The sequence below is a fragment of the Bacillus cereus group sp. Sample62 genome, assembly GCF_036851315.1.
Lineage (GTDB): Bacteria > Bacillota > Bacilli > Bacillales > Bacillaceae_G > Bacillus_A > Bacillus_A wiedmannii.
The window spans coordinates 4828673-4849757 of sequence record NZ_JAFLPK010000001.1 but is presented as its reverse complement, the minus strand read 5'-3'; the positions used below and the strand labels follow the sequence as shown (position 1 = coordinate 4849757).

Here is a 21085-nt window from a genome sequence, read left to right as displayed (position 1 = left end):
GCAATTATGGATTTTTTAACTAATATAATTGGGGATATAAATAATGTTCTTTGGTCATATATAATCATTGCGATGTTAATTGGGTTAGGACTTTACTTTTCGTTTCGTGTGAAATTTGTCCAAATTCGTTACTTCGGTGAAATGATTCGATTGCTTGGGGATGGGGCAAGTTCGAAAACGAGGAAAGCTCAAAAAGAGAAGAACGGTGTATCATCGTTCCAAGCTTTTTGTATGAGTACAGCCTCTCGTGTAGGTACTGGTAACTTAGCTGGTGTAGCTATCGCAATCTCAGCGGGTGGACCAGGAGCAGTATTTTGGATGTGGTTAATCGCGGTAATTGGGGGTGCTTCTGCATTTGTAGAGAGCACATTAGCGCAAATTTATAAAGTAAAAGATGGGAATGCGTTCCGTGGTGGCCCAGCGTATTATATGGAAAAGGGATTAAAGAAACGCTGGCTAGGAGTTGTCTTCTCTGTTCTAATAACAGTTAGTTTCGGATTAATTTTCAACGCCGTGCAATCAAATACAGTAGCGGCGGCTTTTGATGGAGCATTTAACACAGACGGTAAATTTGTAGGTCTGTTTATGGCTGGTTTACTTGCAATCATTATCTTCGGCGGAGTAAAACGTATTGCACGTGCGGTTGAAATGATTGTTCCAGTAATGGCAATTATATATGTAGCAGTGGCATTATTCGTTGTTGTAACAAACATTACGGCAATTCCATATGTATTTAAAGAAATTTTCTTACATGCATTTGGAATTAAAGAAGTAGTAGGTGGGGGATTAGGAGCTGCGATTTTACTGGGGGTAAAACGCGGATTATTCTCAAATGAAGCAGGTATGGGTAGTGCGCCGAACGCAGCTGCGACTGCAAACGTAACGCACCCAGTTAAACAAGGTTTCATTCAAACTTTAGGGGTATTTACAGATACATTATTAATTTGTAGTTGTACAGCATTTATTATTCTTTTATCGGATGTGCATAATGCAGCTGATTTAAATGGTATTCAATTAACGCAGCAGGCGTTAAGCCAACATATCGGCCCATGGGCTTCTATATTTGTAGCAGTGGCAATCTTCTTGTTTGCATTTAGTTCATTAGTAGGTAACTACTACTATGGTGAAACGAATATTGAATTCTTAAATGGAAGTAAAGTGTTGTTAAATGCATACCGCATTGCTGTACTTGGTATGGTTATGTTAGGATCTGTAGCAACAATTCAAATCGTTTGGGATTTAGCAGATTTATTTATGGGGATTATGGCTGTTATTAACTTAGTTGCGATCGTATTCCTTTCTAAGTATGCTTTTGCGGCATTATCAGATTACGTTAAGCAAAAGAAACAAGGAAAAGATCCAGTATTCTATGCGGAGTCTATTCCAGGTTTGAACAATACAGAGTGCTGGGATAAGCCAGCAGTAGTTGATAAAGAAAAAGCAGTATAATGAGGTGAGCATCAAGTGAAACTTGATGCTCATTTTTTTGTTTTATCCTGCTATTTGTGAACAGTAAAACTCTCGATTGATACGGGCTAATAATCAGTGGGGATGATACTGATTAAAGTTTCGCTATATAATGTAAAAGACGAACATTCATGAACATTTTATAATAAAATGTAATTTTTTTAAGAAAAGTGCGGATATGAGTTGTGATTTATGTTAGAATGGAAAATGCCTTTGAAACAAGAGGTTTTATGATCTTTCCTATCCGATTGAAGGTTTTAGAAGAGAAATGGAAAGTTCGGATTATCTCTTATTTCAAGTGGTCAGACGTTCAACGTTAATGAAGAGTTAAATGGAGGATTTTATTAATGAAGTTTGTTATGTTTCTTGTAGGATTGCTCGTTGTATTTGTACTCGGTTTTCTTATAAGTGCCGATCGAAAGAAGATTAAGTATAAACCAATCGTAATTATGCTTGTTATTCAGCTAGCGTTAAGTTATTTCTTATTAAACACGCAAGTTGGTTATATTTTAGTAAAAGGAATTTCAGATGGATTTGGCGCGCTTCTTGGATATGCGGAAGCTGGAATCGTTTTCGTATTTGGCGGTCTTGTTAATAAAGGAGAGGTTTCATTCTTCTTAACAGCGTTATTACCAATCGTATTCTTTGCCGTTTTAATCGGAATTCTGCAACACTTTAAAATTTTACCGATATTTATTCGTGCTATTGGTACTGCGCTAAGTAAAGTAAATGGTCTAGGAAAACTAGAATCATATAACGCAGTAGCAGCTGCCATTGTTGGGCAAGCGGAAGTATTTATTACAGTAAAAGATCAATTAAGTAAAATCCCAAAACATCGTTTATATACATTATGTGCATCTTCCATGTCGACAGTATCAATGTCAATCGTAGGTTCTTATATGAAAATGATCGAACCGAAATATGTAGTAACAGCACTTGTATTAAATTTATTTAGTGGTTTCATTATTATTCATATTATTAACCCGTACGATATTACAGAAGAAGAAGATACACTGAAATTAGAAAATAAGAAAAAACAGTCATTCTTTGAAATGCTAAGTGAATATATTATGCTTGGTTTCACGATTGCAATCACAGTAGCGGCAATGTTACTTGGTTTCGTAGCGTTAATTACAGCAATCAATAGTTTGTTTGATTCCATGTTCGGTATTACATTCCAAGCTATTTTAGGATACATTTTCTCACCATTAGCATTCGTAATGGGTATCCCGCAAGCAGAGATGGTAACAGCGGGACAAATTATGGCAACAAAATTAGTATCAAATGAGTTTGTTGCGATGCTGGATCTTGGAAAAGTAGCTGGTGATTTATCAGCTCGTACAGTTGGTATTCTTTCTGTATTCCTTGTATCATTTGCGAACTTCTCATCAATCGGAATTATCGCAGGTGCAACGAAAGGTATCGATGAAAATCAATCAAATGTTGTATCATCATTCGGTCTACGCCTTGTGTACGGTGCGACATTAGTAAGTCTTTTATCAGCGATTATCGTTGGTGTTATGTTATAAAAAGGGTGGTCCTAGCTCGTAGCTAGGGCTATTTTTTCATGGTAAATTTGCATGAAAAAACCAATTAGTTAGGAATATATTAACATATAAAAATCTTTTAAAATTTATATTGCATTTCGGTTAGATAACGCTTACAATTTGATTTGTAGGTGGTATCAATTTCAGACTTTCAAGTATGGTAGGAGAGAAGAGACTACCTTTTATAAATTGCAATTTATGTAAACGCTTACTGATTTTAGTTAACAGTTGAATAGTATTTAGGGGTTTTAAATTTTTTTAACAACAATGGTCAGACGTCATTCGTTATACGTTATACGACCAATAACTCGTGGGAGAAGTGGAGGATTCACATATGAAGATCGTAATGTTTCTAGTCGGTTTACTTGTAGTATTTGTACTAGGGTTCCTTATCAGTTCAGATCGTAAGAAAATTAAATATAAACCAATTGCACTTATGCTTGTCATTCAATTGGTACTTGCGTATTTCTTACTAAATACAAAGGTCGGATTTGTATTAGTAAAAGGGATTGCAGATGGGTTTGGCGCTATTTTAAAATTTGCGGAAGCAGGGGTTAATTTCGTATTTGGTGGTTTAGCAAATGATGGACAAGCACCATTCTTCTTAACAGTATTATTACCAATTATTTTCTTAGCAGTACTAATTGGGATTTTACAACACATTAAAGTATTACCGATTATCATTCGTGCAGTTGGTTTCCTATTAAGTAAAATTAACGGCTTAGGAAAACTAGAATCATATAATGCAGTAGCAGCTGCAATCGTTGGTCAAGGGGAAGTATTCATTACAGTAAAAGATCAACTAAGCAAATTACCGAAAAATCGTTTATACACACTTTGTGCATCTTCTATGTCAACAGTATCGATGTCAATCGTCGGTTCTTATATGAAAATGATTGATCCAAAATATGTAGTAACAGCACTTGTACTAAACTTATTCAGTGGATTCATTATCGTTCATATCATTAATCCATATGAAGTAAAAGAAGAAGACGATATTTTAGAATTACAAGAAGATAAGAAACAAACATTCTTTGAAATGTTAGGCGAATATATTATGCTTGGTTTCTCTATCGCTGTAACAGTAGCGGCGATGTTAATCGGTTTTGTAGCATTAATTACAGCAATTAACGGTGTATTCGATTCAATTTTCGGAATCACATTCCAAAGCATTTTAGGATATGTCTTCTCACCATTAGCATTCGTAATGGGTATTCCAACATCAGAGATGCTACAAGCAGGACAAATTATGGCAACGAAATTAGTAACGAACGAATTCGTTGCAATGCTTGATCTTGGAAAAGTAGCTGGTGATTTATCAACTCGTACAGTAGGTATTTTATCTATCTTCCTTGTATCATTTGCGAACTTCTCATCAATCGGAATTATCGCAGGTGCAACGAAGAGTATCGATGGCAAACAAGCAAACGTTGTATCTTCATTCGGATTAAAACTTGTATACGGTGCAACGTTAGTAAGTATATTATCAGCGATTATCGTTGGGGTTATGCTTTAATAAATTAAGAAAAGCAATGAGCGTAGGCTCATTGCTTTTTTATTTAACTTGCTCTATCTAAGTCTCTTTTAAATTGTGGTTTCTCCAAATAAGTTCCAAGCCTCCATATATACTCAACAGGACCTATTCGATATTTTCGCAGCCAATATGTGCTAACAAATAATTGAATTGTATAGATTCCAATCGTTAAAAGAATACCGAAGAAATATCCTATTTTACCGAATAAGCCAAAGCCGTATGCGTAAAAAATTGTTGTTGTGATAATAGACTGGGCTAAGTAATTACTAACCGACATTTTTCCCATATTGGCCATATATGTTAGTAGACGGGTTACTTTTTTGTAATGGAATAATAAAATAATTGTGCTTCCGTAAAAGAAGGTCATGGTTACTGGTGTAAGGCCGTCTTGTAACATAAGTAAAATAGGATGTTTAACGAACATAGCTGAAGTTTTGATTGTAAAAGAGAAAATACCAGTAAGAAGCCAGACCTTTTTGACAGCAGAGATATGCTTATCAATCTCAAATAACCATTCTTTTTTTCCTACGTACATACCGATTAAGAAGAGTGGAGATAGGAAAATGAGTGTGAAAAGTGTTATAAAGGTTAATCCGAAGAAACCGTCAATGCCTATATATTCGAAAGGATTTTCAGTTAACCTAAAGTTGACATGATCCATATAGCTTCCAGTCTCATGAACTTTATGTTCTTTTTCAATATAAGGAGCAAAATCAGTAACATTTGTATTTGGGTCATTTGAATAAGTCATAAGTGTAAGGAGTGCGAGTAGAATAGTTGCCCAAATTAATAATGTTTTTGGCTTTCTGTTTATAAACATCATTAAGAAAATCCCGATGAGGCCATATGAGAATAAAATATCCCCGGACCAAATGAGCACGCCGTGAATAAAACCTAGTAGTAAAAGAATAAGAATACGACGTAAATATGTAGGGGAAAACTTTTTCCCTTTTGCGACAATGCTTTTTTGTAACAAAATAATGCTAAGACCAAATAAAAAAGAGAATAAAGAAATGAAATTTTGTGTGCCAAAAAATTGAATAAACCAATTAGCACCTTTATCGAGTCCGCCAAATATATAGGATGGTTTTTCATTAGCGAAGAACCCGAATTGAATTAATGTTATATTAACAAGTAAAATACCAAATAAAGCAAAACCACGCATTGCATCAACAACTTCTACACGTTGATTCATTTTTTCTCTCCTTTTATATTATTTTATATTGAAAATAATACCATTTTATAGTTGGCACTATGTCAAATACGAGGAAATTTAAGGTGATTTTAAGCTAAAGAGAAAATAAAAAATCACCTTAATACATTCATTAAGGTGATTGGAATACTACTCAGCTGGAGGTGTAAATGTACGTTTCTCTAATTCAGCATCTAGCATAAATAGTGCGTTTGAATCGCTTGTAATACGTTTTAATTTTTGGATGATGCTATCGAATGAAGCTTCTTCTTCAACTTGCTCATCAACGAACCATTTTAAGAAGGTAATTGTTGCGTGCTCACGCTCATCCCAAGCGATATCAGATAAGTTGTAAATACGCTTCGTTACTTCGCGCTCGTGCTCAAGTGCTACTTCAAAAGCGTTCAGTACAGATTCATATACGTTATTCGGATTATCAAATCCAGTAATAATAGCGCGCTCACCGCGGTCATTAATGTAGTTGTAAAGCTTCATTGCGTGGAAACGTTCTTCTTCAGCTTGTACAAGGAAAAAGTTAGCGAATCCATCATAGCTCTCAGATGTACAGTAAGCAGCCATTGCCATATAAGCGTGGGCAGAGTAAAATTCAAAGTTCATTTGATCGTTTAATGCGTCGTGCAATTTTTTAGATAACATAAAATCCCCCTTAGTAATGTGACAAGAATATTATACCATAATTGATAATATTCTCATTTTGATGTCTCGAACCTTTTCGAAAGCTTTGTGACGTGAGCCTCCATAATGTCTTGTAAATCTAAATCATATTTTTTTGAAAGAATAATAAGGTTAGATAGTACATCACCAAGTTCTTCTTTTAGTTCCTGTTTTAGCTCTTCTTCTGTTTTCACTTCCTCATCAGGGCGATCACGGCCAATTTCAATGGCGCGAACAACACGTGAAACTTCCCCAACTTCCTCAGTTAAGAAATTTAAGCGAATAAAGGCATTATATTGTGACCAGCTTCGCTTTTCGTAAAATTCCTCCACCCATCTTTGAAATGCGACGATATCCATTTCTTCCTCATCCCTTCAATATGTTGTACAATGTTCATTGTATCATAACAATATATAGTTTCGGGGTGTAGGAATGAGAAAGATTTGTGTGTTTGCAGGTTCTAACTTAGGGGAGAGACCAGAATTTAAAGAGCAGGCAATAGCGTTAGGGAAAATGTTTGTTGAGAACGATTATGAGCTTGTATACGGTGGTTCATGCGTTGGATTAATGGGAGAAGTAGCAAATGAAGTTCTTCGTTTAGGCGGGCGTGTAACAGGTGTTATGCCGCGCGGTCTATTCCGAGGAGAAATTGTACATACAGGGTTAACAGAACTAATCGAAGTAGAAACGATGCATGAGCGCAAAGCGAAAATGGCAGAGCTTGCGGATGCTTTTATTGCACTGCCAGGCGGATATGGAACGTTTGAAGAGCTATTTGAAGTTGTATGTTGGTCACAAATTGGTATACATAATAAACCGGTTGGTTTATTAAACATTAAAGATTTTTATGGACCAATCCTGCAAATGGTGGAACGCGCAGCACAAGAAGGGTTTATGAACCCATCGAATAAAGATTTGATCGTTTCAGCTGAGACGGCAGATAAACTAATTCATGAGATCCAAAATTACGAGCGTCCTGTTTTAGGAACGAAGTGGAAGCAGCTATCATAATACAATTTTATAGAGATTTTTGGAAACACATGTCATTTTATCTTGAAAAGGCATGTGTTTTTAATTTGGTTAAATATATTGATAGTGAGATGTGAAGTCGATGGAGGGATATTTTGATGACTTAAAAAAAGAACATCTGAATAAAAGGCGAGTAAGGAATTATTGAGTGACATAGAATTATTCCGTTAAAGGGTCGGATTGTGGAAGATAGCGAATGTTTTTATGAAGTCAATAGAGGTTTTTTTTTATCCAAATCAGAATAAATTTTATAGATGTAATCCTTTGGGAATTTTTAATCAGCTATGTATCATAATCTAATCATTAAAAGGAAAATTGGAGGAGAAATGAGCATGGATTGTTCTGTATTAAAAATGTATAACTACCACTTATGGGCAAATGAAGTTATTTTAAATCGCTTAAAAGAACTACCGCAAGACATTTTTCATAAGGAAGTTAAGAGTGGTTTTTCTTCGGTGGCAAAAGTAATGTCTCACATATACCTCACAGATTTAGCCTGGTTTGAGATTATTTCTGGTAAAAGCATGAGTGATGCAATGGTATACACAGACCAATTGAAAGAACAGCTGGAAACAAAAAATATTGAGGAAATGGAAACTAGTTTTTATGAGTTATCTAAACGATATAAAGAACTTTTAAGTAGTCAACAAGATTATGAAAAAGTATTTGAGGTTGATAATCCATATGCTGGCCACCTGGATACGACGGTTTCTGAAACAATACTACACGTTGTCACCCACGGAGCATATCACCGTGGGAATATAGCCACAATGTTGCGGCAAATGGGTCATACCTCTGTTATGCAAGATTTTGGATTATTTCTATATTCAAAATGAATTCTTTTTATTTACCATAGAATATGGGTTTTTATGATGTTTTTGGGAACTGCTTTTATTAGTGGTGTAAGCTTAATTATGTAATATAGAATAAAGGCATTCCATATTATTTCGGAATGCCTTTATTGTTATTTTTACTTTGTTTTTTATACAGGTACCAGCCACCCCAGCCGCCACCAATTGCTACAACAACGAGGAAAGCATAGTCTTTAACCTCGACACGTATATTGAAAATATTAGCTATAAGTAAGAGAATCCCAACTGTTATTAACGCAAAAAATGCTCTAATTAAGTAGTCTTTCAACTGAACCACTCCCGCCATTTAAGTAGTAAATGATGAATATGGAAAAGCTTTTTTTGGATCTATTTTACTAAAGGGTGTTACCTATATTTTAACATAAAAGGGATTGTAATATATTGATGAAAGTAGGGGAAAGGGGTGCTAATATTGTCGTGTTTTGTCGGTAAGTCGATATAATGAAAAAATCGTTGATATATTTTGAGTTATCGTCAATATATTTGAAAAATCGTTGGTATAATTTCATGTACCAGCACGTGCGACAACCCCATAGAAAAAAGCGACTCTAAACGAGCCGCTTCCGCTTTTAAATGATATCCAGCTCCAGCGGCTAGAACAGTCGGTTGTTTCACTCCTTCATTCGAGGCAAAAAGCGCCTCGTAATCAGGAGTTCCAACACCCTCCTGTTCTGAGCAAGTCACCTTCGCATTTAATAATATCCAGCTCTAGCGGCTAGAATCTCCGGTCATTTCGCTCTCTCGCTCGAAGCAAAAAGCGCTTCAAGTTCGAGAGCTCCAATGTCCTGCGATTCTGAGCAAGCCGCTTCCGCTTTTAAATATATTATTGATTCAAGAACGCGCGTAGCATCCAAGCGTGTTTTTCTAGTTCTGTGTAGATGCCTAGTAGTAGGTCAGATGTCATTTCGTCATCAGAGTTTTGAGCGATTTCCATGCCTTTTTTCAGTTCGACTAGCATCATTTCGTAGTCTTTCATGATTGCTTCAACCATTCCTTCTGCAGTTTCTCCATATGCTGCTTCTTGAATAGAAGATAGTTCTAAGTATTCTTTCATTGTTGCTACTGGTTTGCCGCCAATTGCTAAAATACGTTCTGCAATTTCATCGATGTGAGTAGCTGATTCTGTGTATAGTTCTTCGAATTTCTCATGTAATGTGAAGAATTGAGGTCCTTTTACGTACCAATGGAAGTTGTGTAGTTTTGTGAATAAAACGCTCCAGTCTGCTACTTGTTTGTTTAATACTTCGATTACTTGTTTGTTCATTATGATCAATCTCCTTTTGAGTTGTTATGTTATATCAATTACTAATTTATAATCATTATAATCTAGTAATTTGTATAAATCAACCCTTTTGCTGGAATTAATTTGAACAAATTATGAACTGTTATAAATAAAAATCCCTATTACTGTGGAGTAATAGGGATTTTGTTTGATATATAGCTCTTGTTCTAAACGAGCCGCTTTTGCTTTTAATTATATCCAGCTCCGGTGACTAGAACAGTCGGTCATTTCGCGCCTTCCTGTGAGGCAAAAAGCACCTCTTCGTCAGGAGCTCCAATGCCCTCCAGTTCTGAGCAAATCACCTCCGCTTTTAATTATTATACAGCCTTCTGTTTTTCTTCTACATCTTGTCCATCCCAGCACTCTGTATTCTGTAAGCCAGGGATAGAACTTGCAACGAAGACAGGATCTTTTCCTTGTTTCTTTTGTTTAATATAGTCTACTAATGCTGCGTAGGCGAACTTGCTAAGGAATGAGATAGCAATTAAGTTTGTGAATACCATTAGTCCCATAAAGAAATCAGCTAAACTCCAAACTGTTTGAAGGGCAGCAATAGATCCGAAGAACACCATTCCGACAACTGCAACACGATAAATCAGTAACCATGTTTTGCTTTCTTTAATGAATGCGATATTTGTTTCACCATAATAGTAGTTTCCTAGTAAAGAACTGAAAGCGAATAGGAAAATAATAATCGCTAAGAAAGTGCTTGCCCACGGTCCAATTTGTGAACTTAATGCTCGTTGTGTTAATTCAATACCTTCTAAATTCGATCCTTTGTAAAGTCCAGAACATAATACGATAAACGCTGTTGATGTACATACTAAGAATGTATCTACGAAAACACCTAACGCTTGAACAAGTCCTTGTTTTACAGGGTGAGATACATCTGATGTTGCTGCTGCGTTAGGAGAGCTACCCATACCTGCTTCTGTCGCGAATAAACCGCGCTGAATTCCGAATTTGATTGCTGCTCCAATACCACCAGCGATAGCTTGGTCTAAACCGAATGCGCTGTTAAATATTTCTGTAAAAATGCTTGGTAACATATTGAAGTTGTTAATTACGACAAAAATAGCCACACCGATATAAATGATCGCCATTGGAGGGACAATCATTTCTGTAATACGTGAAATGCTCTTGATACCACCAAAAATAATAACTGCAACTAATAAAGCTAATAGAGCTCCTACGATCGTTCGCTCTAGTCCAAAAGCATTTTCAAACGCTATTGTTACTGTATTTGCTTGTACAGAATTGAAAATTAATCCGTACGCAACTGTGATAAGCAGTGAAAACCAAACACCCATCCAGCGTTTGTTTAATCCTTTTTCCATGTAATATGCTGGCCCACCACGGAATCTGCTTCCATTTTTAGGATTAGTTTTCTCTGAGACAGAGCATAGTGACAGAATTGAACATCTCGTTGTTCCATTTAGAGACTTTTTCGGAGCTATTTTCTTCTTCAGTTTTGGATTAAGTATTGATCCGTTCTCATTGGGCGGAGCGATATGGCTAACGTTAGGTGCTGTCCTTCTTACAATCATCGGAAACTTTGTTGCAGGAATGATTGCAGGGCGACAAGCTGGATTATCTCATAAAGCGTCAACAAATATTGGATTAACAATTGTTTCAAGAGGAGAATTCTCCATCATTATGGCCAATATCGGCATCGCTGGTGGTTTAATGTCAGTCTTGAAACCATTCTCGGCACTATACGTGCTTATACTATCCATCTTAGGTCCACTTCTGACGAAAGAGTCAAAGAATGTATATAAATTTTTAAATAAAATCTTTAAGTGGGATACGAAGAATAACTAATTTAAAAAAAATAAAAGTACAAGATATTTACTGCTTGTACTTTTATTTTTTGCAATGAAAACAGTAAAGAGAGGTACATGATGTTAGGAGAGTTGATTCATTCCGTTTTAGTTTTTCTAGAAGGACTTGGTTATTGGGGAATTATGCTTGGATTGATGTTAGAGGTTATTCCGAGTGAAATCGTATTGTCTTATGCAGGTTATTTAGTATCAACAGGAAGCATTACGTTTTGGGGCGCTGTCGCGTTCGGTACAATTGGTGGTGTAATTGCACAACTATTCATTTATTGGATCGGTCGGTACGGAGGAAGACCCGTCCTTGAACGATATGGAAAATATATTTTAATTCAAAAGAAACATATTGATTATGCTGAAGATTGGTTTAATCGTTACGGAACTGGCGTTATTTTTACAGCACGTTTTATTCCTGTTGTACGTCATGCTATTTCGATACCAGCGGGTATTGCGAAAATGTCACATGCTAAGTTTATTACGCTAACTACACTAGCTGTTATTCCATGGTCAATTGTATTTGTATATTTAGGTTTTAAATTAGGAACAGAGTGGGAAAGTATTAATAAAGTAGCTGGGCCATATGTGAAATACTTTGCACTTGCAGCTATTGTTTGTGCAATTGGTTACTTTGTATTAAAAAAAGTGATGAAAAAAAAGTGATTACGTAAAAAGAATCTATGCTGACATAGATTCTTTTTTTATTGTCATTTTTTGAAAGAGGAAAGAGTAGGTTTAATATTTTACATATTGTGGCATACATATAGGAAAAGGGAGTTTGGGAAGGGGATTATAGAAAAATGGAACTCCAGTTTCAAAATGTATATCAACAAGTTGAGAATTGGTATGTGTTGGATTCGGAGCTTCCTTGGGATGTCAAAAGGCTTAGAGATGATTTGTTTTCACTGATTGAAGTATGTAAAACGCCAGTTATTTTTTGTGATACGTGTGATGCGAATTATGTGCTTCTATCATTAGGAGAAGAAGAAGAGGAATTCTTATTCCCAGTAGGTGGTTTTTACCATAAAGAAAAACAATTAATTTTTGTTTGTATGTGGGAAGAGTATGAGCAAGTGCTCAAAACACTACTGCATGAGTTTCGTCATGCGATGCAGCATAAGAGAGAAGTATTGTATGTTGGAAGCGAATTGTACGAAGATAGATGGATTGAGAAAGATGCGAGAAAGTTCGCGGAGAGGAAGTTAGATGAATATAAAAATAGAAAGTTAATGTAAAGCATAGTGGAGAAATGGCACTGTGCTTTCTTTACTGATTACTAAAAGTAAGTGATTGACTTTTATAAAGTTTAGTTCTAAACTAATGGTATGAAATGAGCGAGGTGATAGAATGAAGACAGAAGATAGACTCGGATTACTATTATGGTTTCGTTTATCACGTTTTTATAACAAAAGTATTCGTGAGACGAATCAGCATTTGAAAGAATGGAATGTATCTGCTGCTCAGTTTGATGTGCTAGCTCAAGTTGGAGGACATAATCGTCTAACGCAGCAAGAGCTCGGAAATAAACTATTTGTTACGAAGGGAAATATCACGCAGCTATTAAATAAAATGGAGCAGCTGGAGTGGATTCATCGTGAACAAGAAGGTACTACAAAATATATTTCGTTAACAGAAAAGGGAAAAGCTTTATATGAAGAAATCGTCCCGCCTCAAGAAACGTTCCAAGCGGAGCAGTTTCAAAATTTAAATGTAGAAGAACAACATCAATTATTACAATTACTAAAAAAATTACAGTGAGAAAAATTTTTAAAATAAATCTTGGATTCGAGATAATATGAGGTGAAGGATATGTTTAGAAAAGTTGATCATAAAAATATGGGAAGAGCAAATCACGGTTGGTTAAATACACATTTTCATTTTTCCTTTGCGAATTACTATAACCCGAATAACATGAATTTTGGAGCATTGCGTGTAATTAATGATGACCTAGTAGCACCGCAAACTGGTTTTGATATGCATCCGCACCGCGATATGGAAATCATTTCGTACGTTGTAGATGGTGCTTTAACACATGAGGATAGCATGGGGAACCGCGGAACAATTGAGCGAGGACATGTTCAATATATGAGTGCTGGCACAGGTGTATTTCATAGCGAGCATAATTTAGGAAATGAAACACTACGTTTATTACAAATTTGGATTTTACCAGATCGTGCGGATCATAAACCAAACTATGGTGAGTTTACATTTGATTGGAGCAAGCGTGAAAATGAATGGTTCCATATGGTATCTCCAGTAGACGGAGAGGCACCAATTCGTATTCACCAAGATGCAAATTTATATTCTTTATCGTTAGATGCCGGAAAAGAAATTCATTTTCCTGTGCGAGAAGGCCGTCAATTGTATCTTGTTCAAATTGAAGGAAGTAGTGTAATAAATGGTGAAAGTCTTGTTATGCGTGATGCAGCAGAAGCGATAGAAGAGGATATTCATATTGAAGCGAAAGAACGATCACACTATTTAGCAATCGAATTGAAAAAATAATCGAATGTTTATGGAAAAGAGGACACCCAATAGGATGTCCTCTTTTTTTGAGTGGAATTGTCAGAAAAAATTTTCTCAATATTTAGAAAAAGGTATTAGCCCGGAAAATAAGAATTGTATAAAAGTGTCAAAAATCTTTAGGGAATGGGGAATGTTATAGTGAAAAAGCAAGTCATTTCATCAGCATTAGCCTTAACTGTTATCGCCGGGGGATTTGGAACATTTGGAGCAACGACAACCAAAGCGGAAGAACAAAAAATTCAATATCATCAAGAATTTAAAACGCCTGCATACATAGGTGAAGAATGGAAAGCACCAGAAGGACTAGATAAAAAAGAGACAGTCTTTCAGTATTTAGAGAGTAAGAAAGATATGTTTAAATTAGCAGGAAATATTGATAAACATTTCAATGTCGTTGGGGAAGAAAAAGATGCTGAATCTGGCACAACACACGTGAAGTTAGTTGAGAAACATAATAACATTCCTGTATATGGTTCAGATCAAACTGTTACACTAGATAAAGAAAATAATGTAAAAGCATTCTTCGGACAAGTTATTCCGAATTTAGAGGATAAAAATATTCCTGCGTCTGCAAGCATTAGTGCGGAACAAGCAGAAACGATTGCAAAGGCAGGTATTGAGAAAGAAATTGGTAAAGTAAAAAATTATGACGGTGTGAAAAAAGATTTATATGTGTATGAAAAAGATGGGAATTTCTATCTTGCATATTTAGTGAAAGCATCGATTTCAAAGCCAGCTCCAGGATATTGGCATTATTTTGTTGATGCAACAAATGGAAATGTTATTGAGAAATATAATGCTGTAGATAACATTACTGGATTTGGTTACGGAGTATTAGGTGCTAGACAATCATTTGAAATTGCTCAAGATACGAAAACAGGACAATTCAACTTGTTTGATGGTAAACGAGGACAAGGTGTTCATACATTTGATGCAGAAAATATGGACGAGAACTGGTTTAACTTATTCTCACAATGGCTTGGATACACAGGAGAAGAAGTTGAGAGTAAATCTAAGTTCTTCGAAGATAAAGCAGCGGTTGATGCGCATGTAAATGCAGGAAAAGTATATGATTACTACAAAAAGACATTTAATCGTAACTCTTTCGATGATAAAGGCGCGAAGCTTATTTCTACTGTTCACGTTGGAGAAAGTTGGAATAACGCAGCTTGGAATGGTGTGCAAATGATGTATGGTGATGGTGATGGGAAAACATTCATTCCATTATCTGCTGGACTAGATGTTATCGGTCATGAATTAACGCATGCTGTAACTGAACATACAGCAAACCTTGTTTATAAAAATGAGTCAGGTGCGTTAAATGAATCGTTATCTGATATTATGGGTGTCATGGTTGAGAAGAAGAGCTGGGATTTAGGTGCTGACATTTATACACCTGGAAAACCTGGTGATGCACTTCGTTCTCTGAAAGATCCAGCATCTATTCCAAATCCATTAAAACCAGGTGAAGGTTACCCAGATCATTACAATAAACGCTACACTGGAACAGCTGATAATGGCGGCGTTCATATTAACAGTAGTATTAACAATAAAGCTGCATATTTAGTATCTGATGGTGGAGAGCATTACGGTGTGAAAGTAACTGGAGTAGGCCGTGAAGCGACAGAAAAAATTTATTACCGTGCTCTTACGAAATATTTAACTGCAAACTCTGACTTTAAGATGATGCGTCAAGCTGCTCTGCAGTCAGCTGAAGATTTATATGGTAAAAACTCTAAAGCTGTACAAGCTGTAACGAAAGCTTATGATGCAGTAGGCGTAAAATAATAAGAGAAAAAGACCTGACTAGGATGTCAGGTCTTTCTTTATTTAGTCGCGAATACCTAATGCGATTTTCGCCATACGTGACATGCGTTCTTTAGACCAGGGCGGATTCCAAACGACATTTACTTCTATTTCATTGACTTCAGGTACGTTCGTTGATAATACTTTTTTTACGTCTGATACAATTTGCCCAGCCATTGGACAACCGATAGAAGTCATCGTCATCGTAATGACAGCATTATTATTTTCATCTGCTGTAACGTCATAAACTAATCCAAGATTAACAATATCAACACCGAGTTCAGGGTCAATAACAGCTTCTAAGTTTGCATATAACTTTTCTTCAAATGCTTGTTGTGACATGTGTAGCACCCCCTACATATTAATGATATCGATTCTCATTATAACGGATATATATATAATATGCAGGGAATGAGCTCAAAAAAATATTCCTCTTGAAAGAGGAATATTTTTTGAAAGCTATTCAGTTTTGAAATGAGATACGAGTTGATCTAATTCTTCAACTGTTTGTTTCATTTGTTTAGCAGTTTGTGTCATCTCATTCATCGTAATGACTTTTTTCTCAGCAGATTGTGCTGTTGTCGCTGTTTCACTAGATACTTCAGTCGAAATAGAAGCGATGTTATTCAGTGAAGCGTTCATTTCTTCAGCACTTGCAGCCATTTCCTCAGCGGTTGCTGAGATGTCTTGCATTTGAGTAGATACTTTATTTACTTGTTCCACAATCGTTGTGAAAGAGTTGCCAGCTTCACGAATGACATGAATGCCTTCAAATGCTTCCGAACGGCCTTGGGACATCATAGAGCTCGCAGTTTCGGTGTCTTGTTGAATTTGATGTAGTAGTTGGTTAATATCTGTTGCCGCTGTTTTAGATTGTTCAGCAAGTTTTCGAACTTCGTCAGCTACGACAGCAAAACCTTTTCCTTGTTCGCCAGCACGAGCTGCTTCAATAGATGCATTTAAAGCAAGTAAGTTTGTTTGTTCTGCGATATTAGAAATAGATTGTACAGCTGTATCAATATATTTCGTGTGGGTGATTAGACGTTCGACCACTTCTGACGTAGCATTTACCGCGTCGTGTATCGTTGTCATTTGTGAAACGGATTTTTGAATAACTGAACTTCCATCATTAGCTTGTTCAGATGTAGTTACAGCAAGTTCAGTTACAGATGAAGCAGATTCAGCAATACGCTGAACGCTTACCGCCATATCGTCCATTGCAGTTGAGCTTTCTTCCATACTAGAGGCTTGCGATTGAATATTTGCATTTAAGCTAGACATCGAGCTTTGAACTCTTATTGTTGCCTCGCGTGATATATTCGTCTTTTCTAGCATATTTTCAGAAGCGTTTTGTACTTCCACAGATGTTTTTTGCACACGATTGATGATATGTTGTAGGTTTTCTAACATTTTATTAAAGGATGTTGCGATTGTACCAATTTCATCATTGCTATTTACTTGTAGGCGAGCTGTTAAGTCACCTTCTTGAGATGATAATTCTTTTAGCTTATTATCAATTTGTTGAATTGGTTTTACAAGTTTACCAGAGAACCACCATGCAAGAATGATAGCTACGGTAATACAAATAACAAGTGATAAGAAGATAACATATTCAATTTGTAGTGAAGATTGATCAATTTTTTTGATAGATTCGTCACGTAACTTGGCTTGTTCATTACTATAATTTGTGAAGTCACCAATTACTTTATAAACGGCACCATTTTCTGCATAAGCTACTTGTAGAGCCTCTTCCCACTTTTGTTCTTTTGCAAGAGTGAAAACTCTTTCTTCAATAAATTTTCTCCAAGTCGATCCTGATTCCATTGTATCTTTCACGGATTGAGAAATATTTGGATTAGAAAGAAGTTTATCTTTTGAATCCTCCAGACGTTTACTCATCTCATTAAACTTGTCTAATTCGACTTGATCATGTTGTAATAAATAACCTCTTAAAGCAGAAAGTTGTACTTGATAAGCGTCTCCACGTTCTTTCAATTCTGTTGCAAGGGGAGAAATTTCTTTTTGTAAAGCTTCAGCTTTATGAGATTGGTCAATAGCAAAAAATAAAATAAAAGCTAAGGCGATTCCAAATAAAGCGCAAATCGTTCCCATCATGAACATAAGTTTTTTTCGAATGCTAATAAAATTCATATGATAAAAAGCCTCCTTTGTGAAATCTTAGTATTAGAATTAATAAATTTAAAAAATTGAAAGAAAGCTTTACTCCATCTGGAACAAAGCTTTCTTCTTTCCTTTAGGAATTATAGCAGACGGAATGAGAGATAGAAAGAGATATTTTAAGGTGAAAAAAGAGAGACTGTAAATCTCTCTTTTTAATAATTTGGATATCATAGAAGTATAAATGAAAATTTCGCTTTAAACGTTTGTTTTGAAATGGGAAACGAGAACTTCAAGTTCTTGTACGGTCGTTTTCATTTCAGAAGCTTTTTTAGCAACGACACTCATTTTGTTTACTTGGTCACCAGCCGAAGTTGCTGTTTGTGACGTTTCGGCGGCAACTTCATTTGAAATAGAAGCGATGTTATTAAGTGAAGCGTTCATTTCTTCAGAACTTGCGGCCATTTCTTCAGCAGTTGCAGACATTTCTTGCATTTGTGTAGAGACTTTGTTAATGTGGTTAACAATTTCCGAGAATGAAGATCCAGCGGTACGAATGACTGTAATTCCTTCTGAAGCCTCTGACTGACCTTGCGTCATCATTTCATTTGCTATTTTTGTGTCAGCTTGAATTTGATGAAGTAAATGGTTAATGTCAGTTGCTGCTAGCTGAGATTGTTCAGCAAGTTTTCGTACTTCATCGGCAACAACGGCGAATCCTTTTCCATGTTCACCAGCACGAGCTGCTTCAATTGAAGCATTTAAAGCGAGTAAATTCGTTTGTTCCGCGATATTAGAAATGGATTGAAGTGCAGTATCAATATGATTCGTATGTGTAATGAGTCGTTCTACTACTTGTGATGTAGCGTTAACAGCTTCGTTAATGGTATGCATTTGTGTAATAGATTTCTCAATGACTTTATTCCCACTATCTGCTTTTTCAGCAGTTGTAACAGCTAGGCTAGTAACAGAAGAGGCAGATTCAGCAATACGCTGAACACTCGTTGTCATATCATCCATTGCAGTTGAACTTTCTTCGATACTGGAAACTTGTGAACGAATATTATGCTCAAGAGCATTCATCGTTTCTTCGGTTTTTGCTGTATTTTCCATAGACGTAGTTGTTTCGATAAATACATTTTCAGACGCTTCTTTGACACTTGTTGATGTTTGTTGCACTTGTTTTATGATACGTTGTAAGTTAGCGAGCATTTGATTAAAGGAATTGGCGATATCACCAATTTCATCTTTACTCGTTACGTGTAATCTAGCAGTTAAATCGCCGTCTTGAGAAGCTAATTCTTTTAATTTCTCATCAATTTGTCGTATCGGTTTAACGAGTTTACCAGAGAACCACCATGCTAATAAAATAGATGTTAACGTACATGTAATGAGTGAGAAGAAAATAATATATTGAATAAGAGATGAAGAAGACTCTACGTCAGCAATTAATGCGTCACGTTTATCATTTTCTTCATTTGCATATTTAGTAAAACGACTTAAAAGATCGTTTACATAATCGGTTTGAGCTAAAGCGATTTTGGATGCTTCGTCCCATTTTCCTTCGCGAGCGAGAGGGAGGACTTCATTATCTATGACGCTTCGCCATTTTGCTCCCATTAAAATCGCTTCTTTCATTCCTTCTGGGAGTTTTTTATCACTTGTTACTTTCTCTCTAGTATCAGCAAGTTTTTTTCCTTCTCGGTTGAATTTATCCAATCCTTTTTGATCATGTGACAGTAAATATTCTTGTAAACCGGCAACTTGTGCTTGGAACCAATCACCACGTTCTTTTAAAATTGTTGCTCGTTTAGATACATCATTTTTTAACGTTTCAATTTCGCTTGCTTGGTTCATAGCGAATGAAAGAATAACAATAAGAGCAATACTAAATAAAGAAGAAATGCTTAAGAGTGTGAACAGTAGTTTTTTGCGAATACTAACATATTTCATCGTTACCCCTGCCTTTAAAAACTATTTATTATGATTTATAAATATTAAGAACGACATTAATAAAACATCATTATGAAGTTATTAATCTGTTCAATGAAAATTATAGCAGATAATGGAAGATGGCAGATTCATATGAGTAAATGTTCTTAAAATGTATACATTTGTATATCAAAAAGTTCATAAATAAAAATGAGAAATGCTATTGTAATTTGAAATAACATCATGTATACTTCTAATTAGTTGATAACGATTATCAGTATCAACTGTAACATTACTCTTCGTTATGTTGGTCATACCCCTTTTTGACGACGTAAGTCAGAGACGAAATGTTGAAATATCTTGTGTCCTATTCTACAGAATTATGGTAATCTCCAACCTCAACTTATATGCGTGAGCATGCAAAAAGGATCCTATCCGTGAAGGGATCCTTTTTTGCATGCTGTCGCAATTAATGTATATAAGCCAGGCACACGATCTTCAATTTCTTCCGGTGCAGTAGAAGGGAAGACCCACCTTTGATGAGACCCGTGTTCTTCAACTAGTTTTTCAATTTTAAAATGTTCTTGTGCAAGTGTTGTAATAATTTCTCCTAGCGTCCAGCGACGGATGGTTGTTTTAGGTAATGATTCTTTCTGCGCTTCTGTAAGAAGGATGCTATAAGCGACATCATCTTCAATCAATTCTTCATCGAAATAATTCCCATTGGCCCGAAATGATGGGTGGTCTACTCCTAATAATTTCGTGTAAACAGGATGATAGTCACGAAGGATAAGCGTTCCATCTCCTTTAAGCAAGGTAGCAATTTTTTGAAAGAGCGGTTTTAAATCTAGAAAGTAATGGAGTACACCAAGTTCCAGCAATACGATATCAAATGATTCGGAGAGCTGCACATTTAATACATCAGAAACGACATACTGGATAGAGACACCTGCTGCTTCCGCAAGTTCATTTGCATATTTTGCATTACTTGCTGAAATATCAACAACTGTTACATCAGCTCCTAAAAGAGCGAGAGCAACGGCTTTATTACCTTTTGACCCGAGTAAATTAATAATACGTTTTCCTGTTGGAGATTGCATGTAAGGTAAATAGTGATTTACCTCGCGCATAGGATCTTCTATGATTTTTTTTGCATAATCGGCTGGCGCTCCGTGGCGATTCGTCCAAGCTTCATAAGCAGCTGCATTCCAGCTTTTTTCATTACGTGTGCTTAGTTGTTTTTGATTCAATCGTATCACTCCTTTTGTGAACG

At 35.9% G+C, this 21085-nt stretch carries 19 protein-coding genes and 2 pseudogenes; 11 read left to right on the top strand and 10 right to left on the bottom strand.

Annotation, left to right across the window (positions count from 1 at the left end):
- Positions 1-6: 6 nt before the first annotated feature.
- The 3 genes from J0835_RS24975 to J0835_RS24965 all read left to right on the top strand — a co-directional run bounded on the left by J0835_RS24975 (position 7) and on the right by J0835_RS24965 (position 4530).
- A complete protein-coding gene (locus J0835_RS24975) occupies positions 7-1449 on the top strand; it encodes an alanine/glycine:cation symporter family protein (protein ID WP_087982983.1) in 1443 nt (480 codons plus the stop codon).
- A 365-nt stretch (positions 1450-1814) separates the two neighbouring features.
- On the top strand, positions 1815-2996 hold the full coding sequence (locus tag J0835_RS24970; protein WP_087982981.1) for a NupC/NupG family nucleoside CNT transporter: 1182 nt from the start codon (positions 1815-1817) through the stop codon (positions 2994-2996).
- A gap of 352 nt (positions 2997-3348) precedes the next feature.
- A complete protein-coding gene (locus J0835_RS24965) occupies positions 3349-4530 on the top strand; it encodes a NupC/NupG family nucleoside CNT transporter (RefSeq protein ID WP_061678975.1) in 1182 nt (393 codons plus the stop codon).
- Positions 4531-4573: 43 nt separating this feature from the next.
- Here J0835_RS24965 and J0835_RS24960 read toward each other — a convergent pair whose 3' ends face one another.
- The 3 genes from J0835_RS24960 to J0835_RS24950 all read right to left on the bottom strand — a co-directional run bounded on the left by J0835_RS24960 (position 4574) and on the right by J0835_RS24950 (position 6774).
- Positions 4574-5743: a DUF418 domain-containing protein gene (locus J0835_RS24960; RefSeq protein ID WP_087982979.1), complete on the bottom strand. Its 1170-nt coding sequence runs from the start codon at positions 5741-5743 to the stop codon at positions 4574-4576.
- 147 nt (positions 5744-5890) lie between these two features.
- Positions 5891-6397: a ferritin gene (locus tag J0835_RS24955; protein ID WP_087982977.1), complete on the bottom strand. Its 507-nt coding sequence runs from the start codon at positions 6395-6397 to the stop codon at positions 5891-5893.
- Between the two features lie 53 nt (positions 6398-6450).
- The gene (locus tag J0835_RS24950) at positions 6451-6774 is read right to left on the bottom strand and encodes a MazG nucleotide pyrophosphohydrolase domain-containing protein (RefSeq protein WP_087982975.1); all 324 of its coding nucleotides are present in this window, start codon (positions 6772-6774) and stop codon (positions 6451-6453) included.
- An 88-nt stretch (positions 6775-6862) separates the two neighbouring features.
- On the opposite strand from J0835_RS24950, the gene J0835_RS24945 reads away from it, so the two are divergent.
- Positions 6863-7426 carry a TIGR00730 family Rossman fold protein gene (locus J0835_RS24945; RefSeq protein WP_176373390.1) on the top strand — a complete coding sequence of 188 codons (564 nt, stop codon included), beginning with the start codon at positions 6863-6865 and terminating at the stop codon, positions 7424-7426.
- 350 nt (positions 7427-7776) lie between these two features.
- Complete coding sequence (locus tag J0835_RS24940; protein WP_087982971.1) at positions 7777-8280, top strand: DinB family protein; 504 nt, start codon at positions 7777-7779, stop codon at positions 8278-8280.
- A gap of 106 nt (positions 8281-8386) precedes the next feature.
- Here the strand turns inward: J0835_RS24940 and J0835_RS24935 are convergent, their stop codons facing one another.
- From J0835_RS24935 to J0835_RS24925, 3 genes and pseudogenes are all read right to left on the bottom strand, one after another.
- Entirely contained in the window at positions 8387-8584 is a 198-nt protein-coding gene (locus tag J0835_RS24935; protein ID WP_087982969.1) for a hypothetical protein, read from the bottom strand.
- Positions 8585-9139: 555 nt separating this feature from the next.
- Positions 9140-9580, bottom strand: coding sequence for a Dps family protein (locus J0835_RS24930; protein WP_001041897.1), 441 nt, complete (start codon positions 9578-9580; stop codon positions 9140-9142).
- Between the two features lie 335 nt (positions 9581-9915).
- Positions 9916-10974: pseudogene (locus J0835_RS24925) on the bottom strand (alanine/glycine:cation symporter family protein); the annotation flags it as partial.
- Here J0835_RS24925 and J0835_RS24920 point away from each other — a divergent pair.
- The 6 genes and pseudogenes from J0835_RS24920 to nprB all read left to right on the top strand — a co-directional run.
- Positions 10973-11419 (top strand): annotated as a pseudogene (locus J0835_RS24920) (cation:proton antiporter); the annotation flags it as partial. The pseudogenes J0835_RS24925 and J0835_RS24920 overlap by 2 nt on opposite strands.
- Before the next feature lie 80 nt (positions 11420-11499).
- A complete protein-coding gene (locus J0835_RS24915) occupies positions 11500-12093 on the top strand; it encodes a DedA family protein (protein ID WP_000900216.1) in 594 nt (197 codons plus the stop codon).
- A gap of 137 nt (positions 12094-12230) precedes the next feature.
- Positions 12231-12665: a DUF3920 family protein gene (locus J0835_RS24910; protein WP_087982963.1), complete on the top strand. Its 435-nt coding sequence runs from the start codon at positions 12231-12233 to the stop codon at positions 12663-12665.
- A gap of 112 nt (positions 12666-12777) precedes the next feature.
- Positions 12778-13188, top strand: coding sequence for a MarR family winged helix-turn-helix transcriptional regulator (locus tag J0835_RS24905; protein WP_000845460.1), 411 nt, complete (start codon positions 12778-12780; stop codon positions 13186-13188).
- A 51-nt stretch (positions 13189-13239) separates the two neighbouring features.
- The gene (locus J0835_RS24900) at positions 13240-13935 is read left to right on the top strand and encodes a pirin family protein (protein WP_087982961.1); all 696 of its coding nucleotides are present in this window, start codon (positions 13240-13242) and stop codon (positions 13933-13935) included.
- 159 nt (positions 13936-14094) lie between these two features.
- Complete coding sequence (gene nprB, locus J0835_RS24895) at positions 14095-15744, top strand: neutral protease NprB (RefSeq protein ID WP_140386935.1); 1650 nt, start codon at positions 14095-14097, stop codon at positions 15742-15744.
- Between the two features lie 42 nt (positions 15745-15786).
- Here nprB and J0835_RS24890 read toward each other — a convergent pair whose 3' ends face one another.
- The 4 genes from J0835_RS24890 to J0835_RS24875 form a co-directional block, all read right to left on the bottom strand.
- On the bottom strand, positions 15787-16104 hold the full coding sequence (locus J0835_RS24890) for a metal-sulfur cluster assembly factor (protein WP_000082523.1): 318 nt from the start codon (positions 16102-16104) through the stop codon (positions 15787-15789).
- A 117-nt stretch (positions 16105-16221) separates the two neighbouring features.
- Positions 16222-17913 carry a methyl-accepting chemotaxis protein gene (locus J0835_RS24885; RefSeq protein WP_087982945.1) on the bottom strand — a complete coding sequence of 564 codons (1692 nt, stop codon included), beginning with the start codon at positions 17911-17913 and terminating at the stop codon, positions 16222-16224.
- 225 nt (positions 17914-18138) lie between these two features.
- Positions 18139-19833, bottom strand: a complete 1695-nt coding sequence (locus J0835_RS24880) for a methyl-accepting chemotaxis protein (RefSeq protein ID WP_087982943.1) — start codon at positions 19831-19833, stop codon at positions 18139-18141.
- 410 nt (positions 19834-20243) lie between these two features.
- Positions 20244-21062, bottom strand: coding sequence for a class I SAM-dependent methyltransferase (locus J0835_RS24875; protein WP_087982941.1), 819 nt, complete (start codon positions 21060-21062; stop codon positions 20244-20246).
- Between the last annotated feature and the right edge of the window lie 23 nt (positions 21063-21085).

Excerpts from the sequence above, each read along its gene's own strand:
- J0835_RS24975 (WP_087982983.1), top strand. The coding sequence starts at position 7 with ATGGATTTTTTAACTAATATAATTGGGGATATAAATAATGTTCTTTGG.
- J0835_RS24970 (WP_087982981.1), top strand. The coding sequence starts at position 1,815 with ATGAAGTTTGTTATGTTTCTTGTAGGATTGCTCGTTGTATTTGTACTC.
- J0835_RS24965 (WP_061678975.1), top strand. The coding sequence starts at position 3,349 with ATGAAGATCGTAATGTTTCTAGTCGGTTTACTTGTAGTATTTGTACTA.
- J0835_RS24960 (WP_087982979.1), bottom strand. The coding sequence starts at position 5,743 with ATGAATCAACGTGTAGAAGTTGTTGATGCAATGCGTGGTTTTGCTTTA.
- J0835_RS24955 (WP_087982977.1), bottom strand. The coding sequence starts at position 6,397 with ATGTTATCTAAAAAATTGCACGACGCATTAAACGATCAAATGAACTTT.
- J0835_RS24950 (WP_087982975.1), bottom strand. The coding sequence starts at position 6,774 with ATGGATATCGTCGCATTTCAAAGATGGGTGGAGGAATTTTACGAAAAG.
- J0835_RS24940 (WP_087982971.1), top strand. The coding sequence starts at position 7,777 with ATGGATTGTTCTGTATTAAAAATGTATAACTACCACTTATGGGCAAAT.
- J0835_RS24930 (WP_001041897.1), bottom strand. The coding sequence starts at position 9,580 with ATGAACAAACAAGTAATCGAAGTATTAAACAAACAAGTAGCAGACTGG.
- J0835_RS24915 (WP_000900216.1), top strand. The coding sequence starts at position 11,500 with ATGTTAGGAGAGTTGATTCATTCCGTTTTAGTTTTTCTAGAAGGACTT.
- J0835_RS24910 (WP_087982963.1), top strand. The coding sequence starts at position 12,231 with ATGGAACTCCAGTTTCAAAATGTATATCAACAAGTTGAGAATTGGTAT.
- J0835_RS24905 (WP_000845460.1), top strand. The coding sequence starts at position 12,778 with ATGAAGACAGAAGATAGACTCGGATTACTATTATGGTTTCGTTTATCA.
- J0835_RS24900 (WP_087982961.1), top strand. The coding sequence starts at position 13,240 with ATGTTTAGAAAAGTTGATCATAAAAATATGGGAAGAGCAAATCACGGT.
- J0835_RS24890 (WP_000082523.1), bottom strand. The coding sequence starts at position 16,104 with ATGTCACAACAAGCATTTGAAGAAAAGTTATATGCAAACTTAGAAGCT.
- J0835_RS24885 (WP_087982945.1), bottom strand. The coding sequence starts at position 17,913 with ATGAATTTTATTAGCATTCGAAAAAAACTTATGTTCATGATGGGAACG.
- J0835_RS24880 (WP_087982943.1), bottom strand. The coding sequence starts at position 19,833 with ATGAAATATGTTAGTATTCGCAAAAAACTACTGTTCACACTCTTAAGC.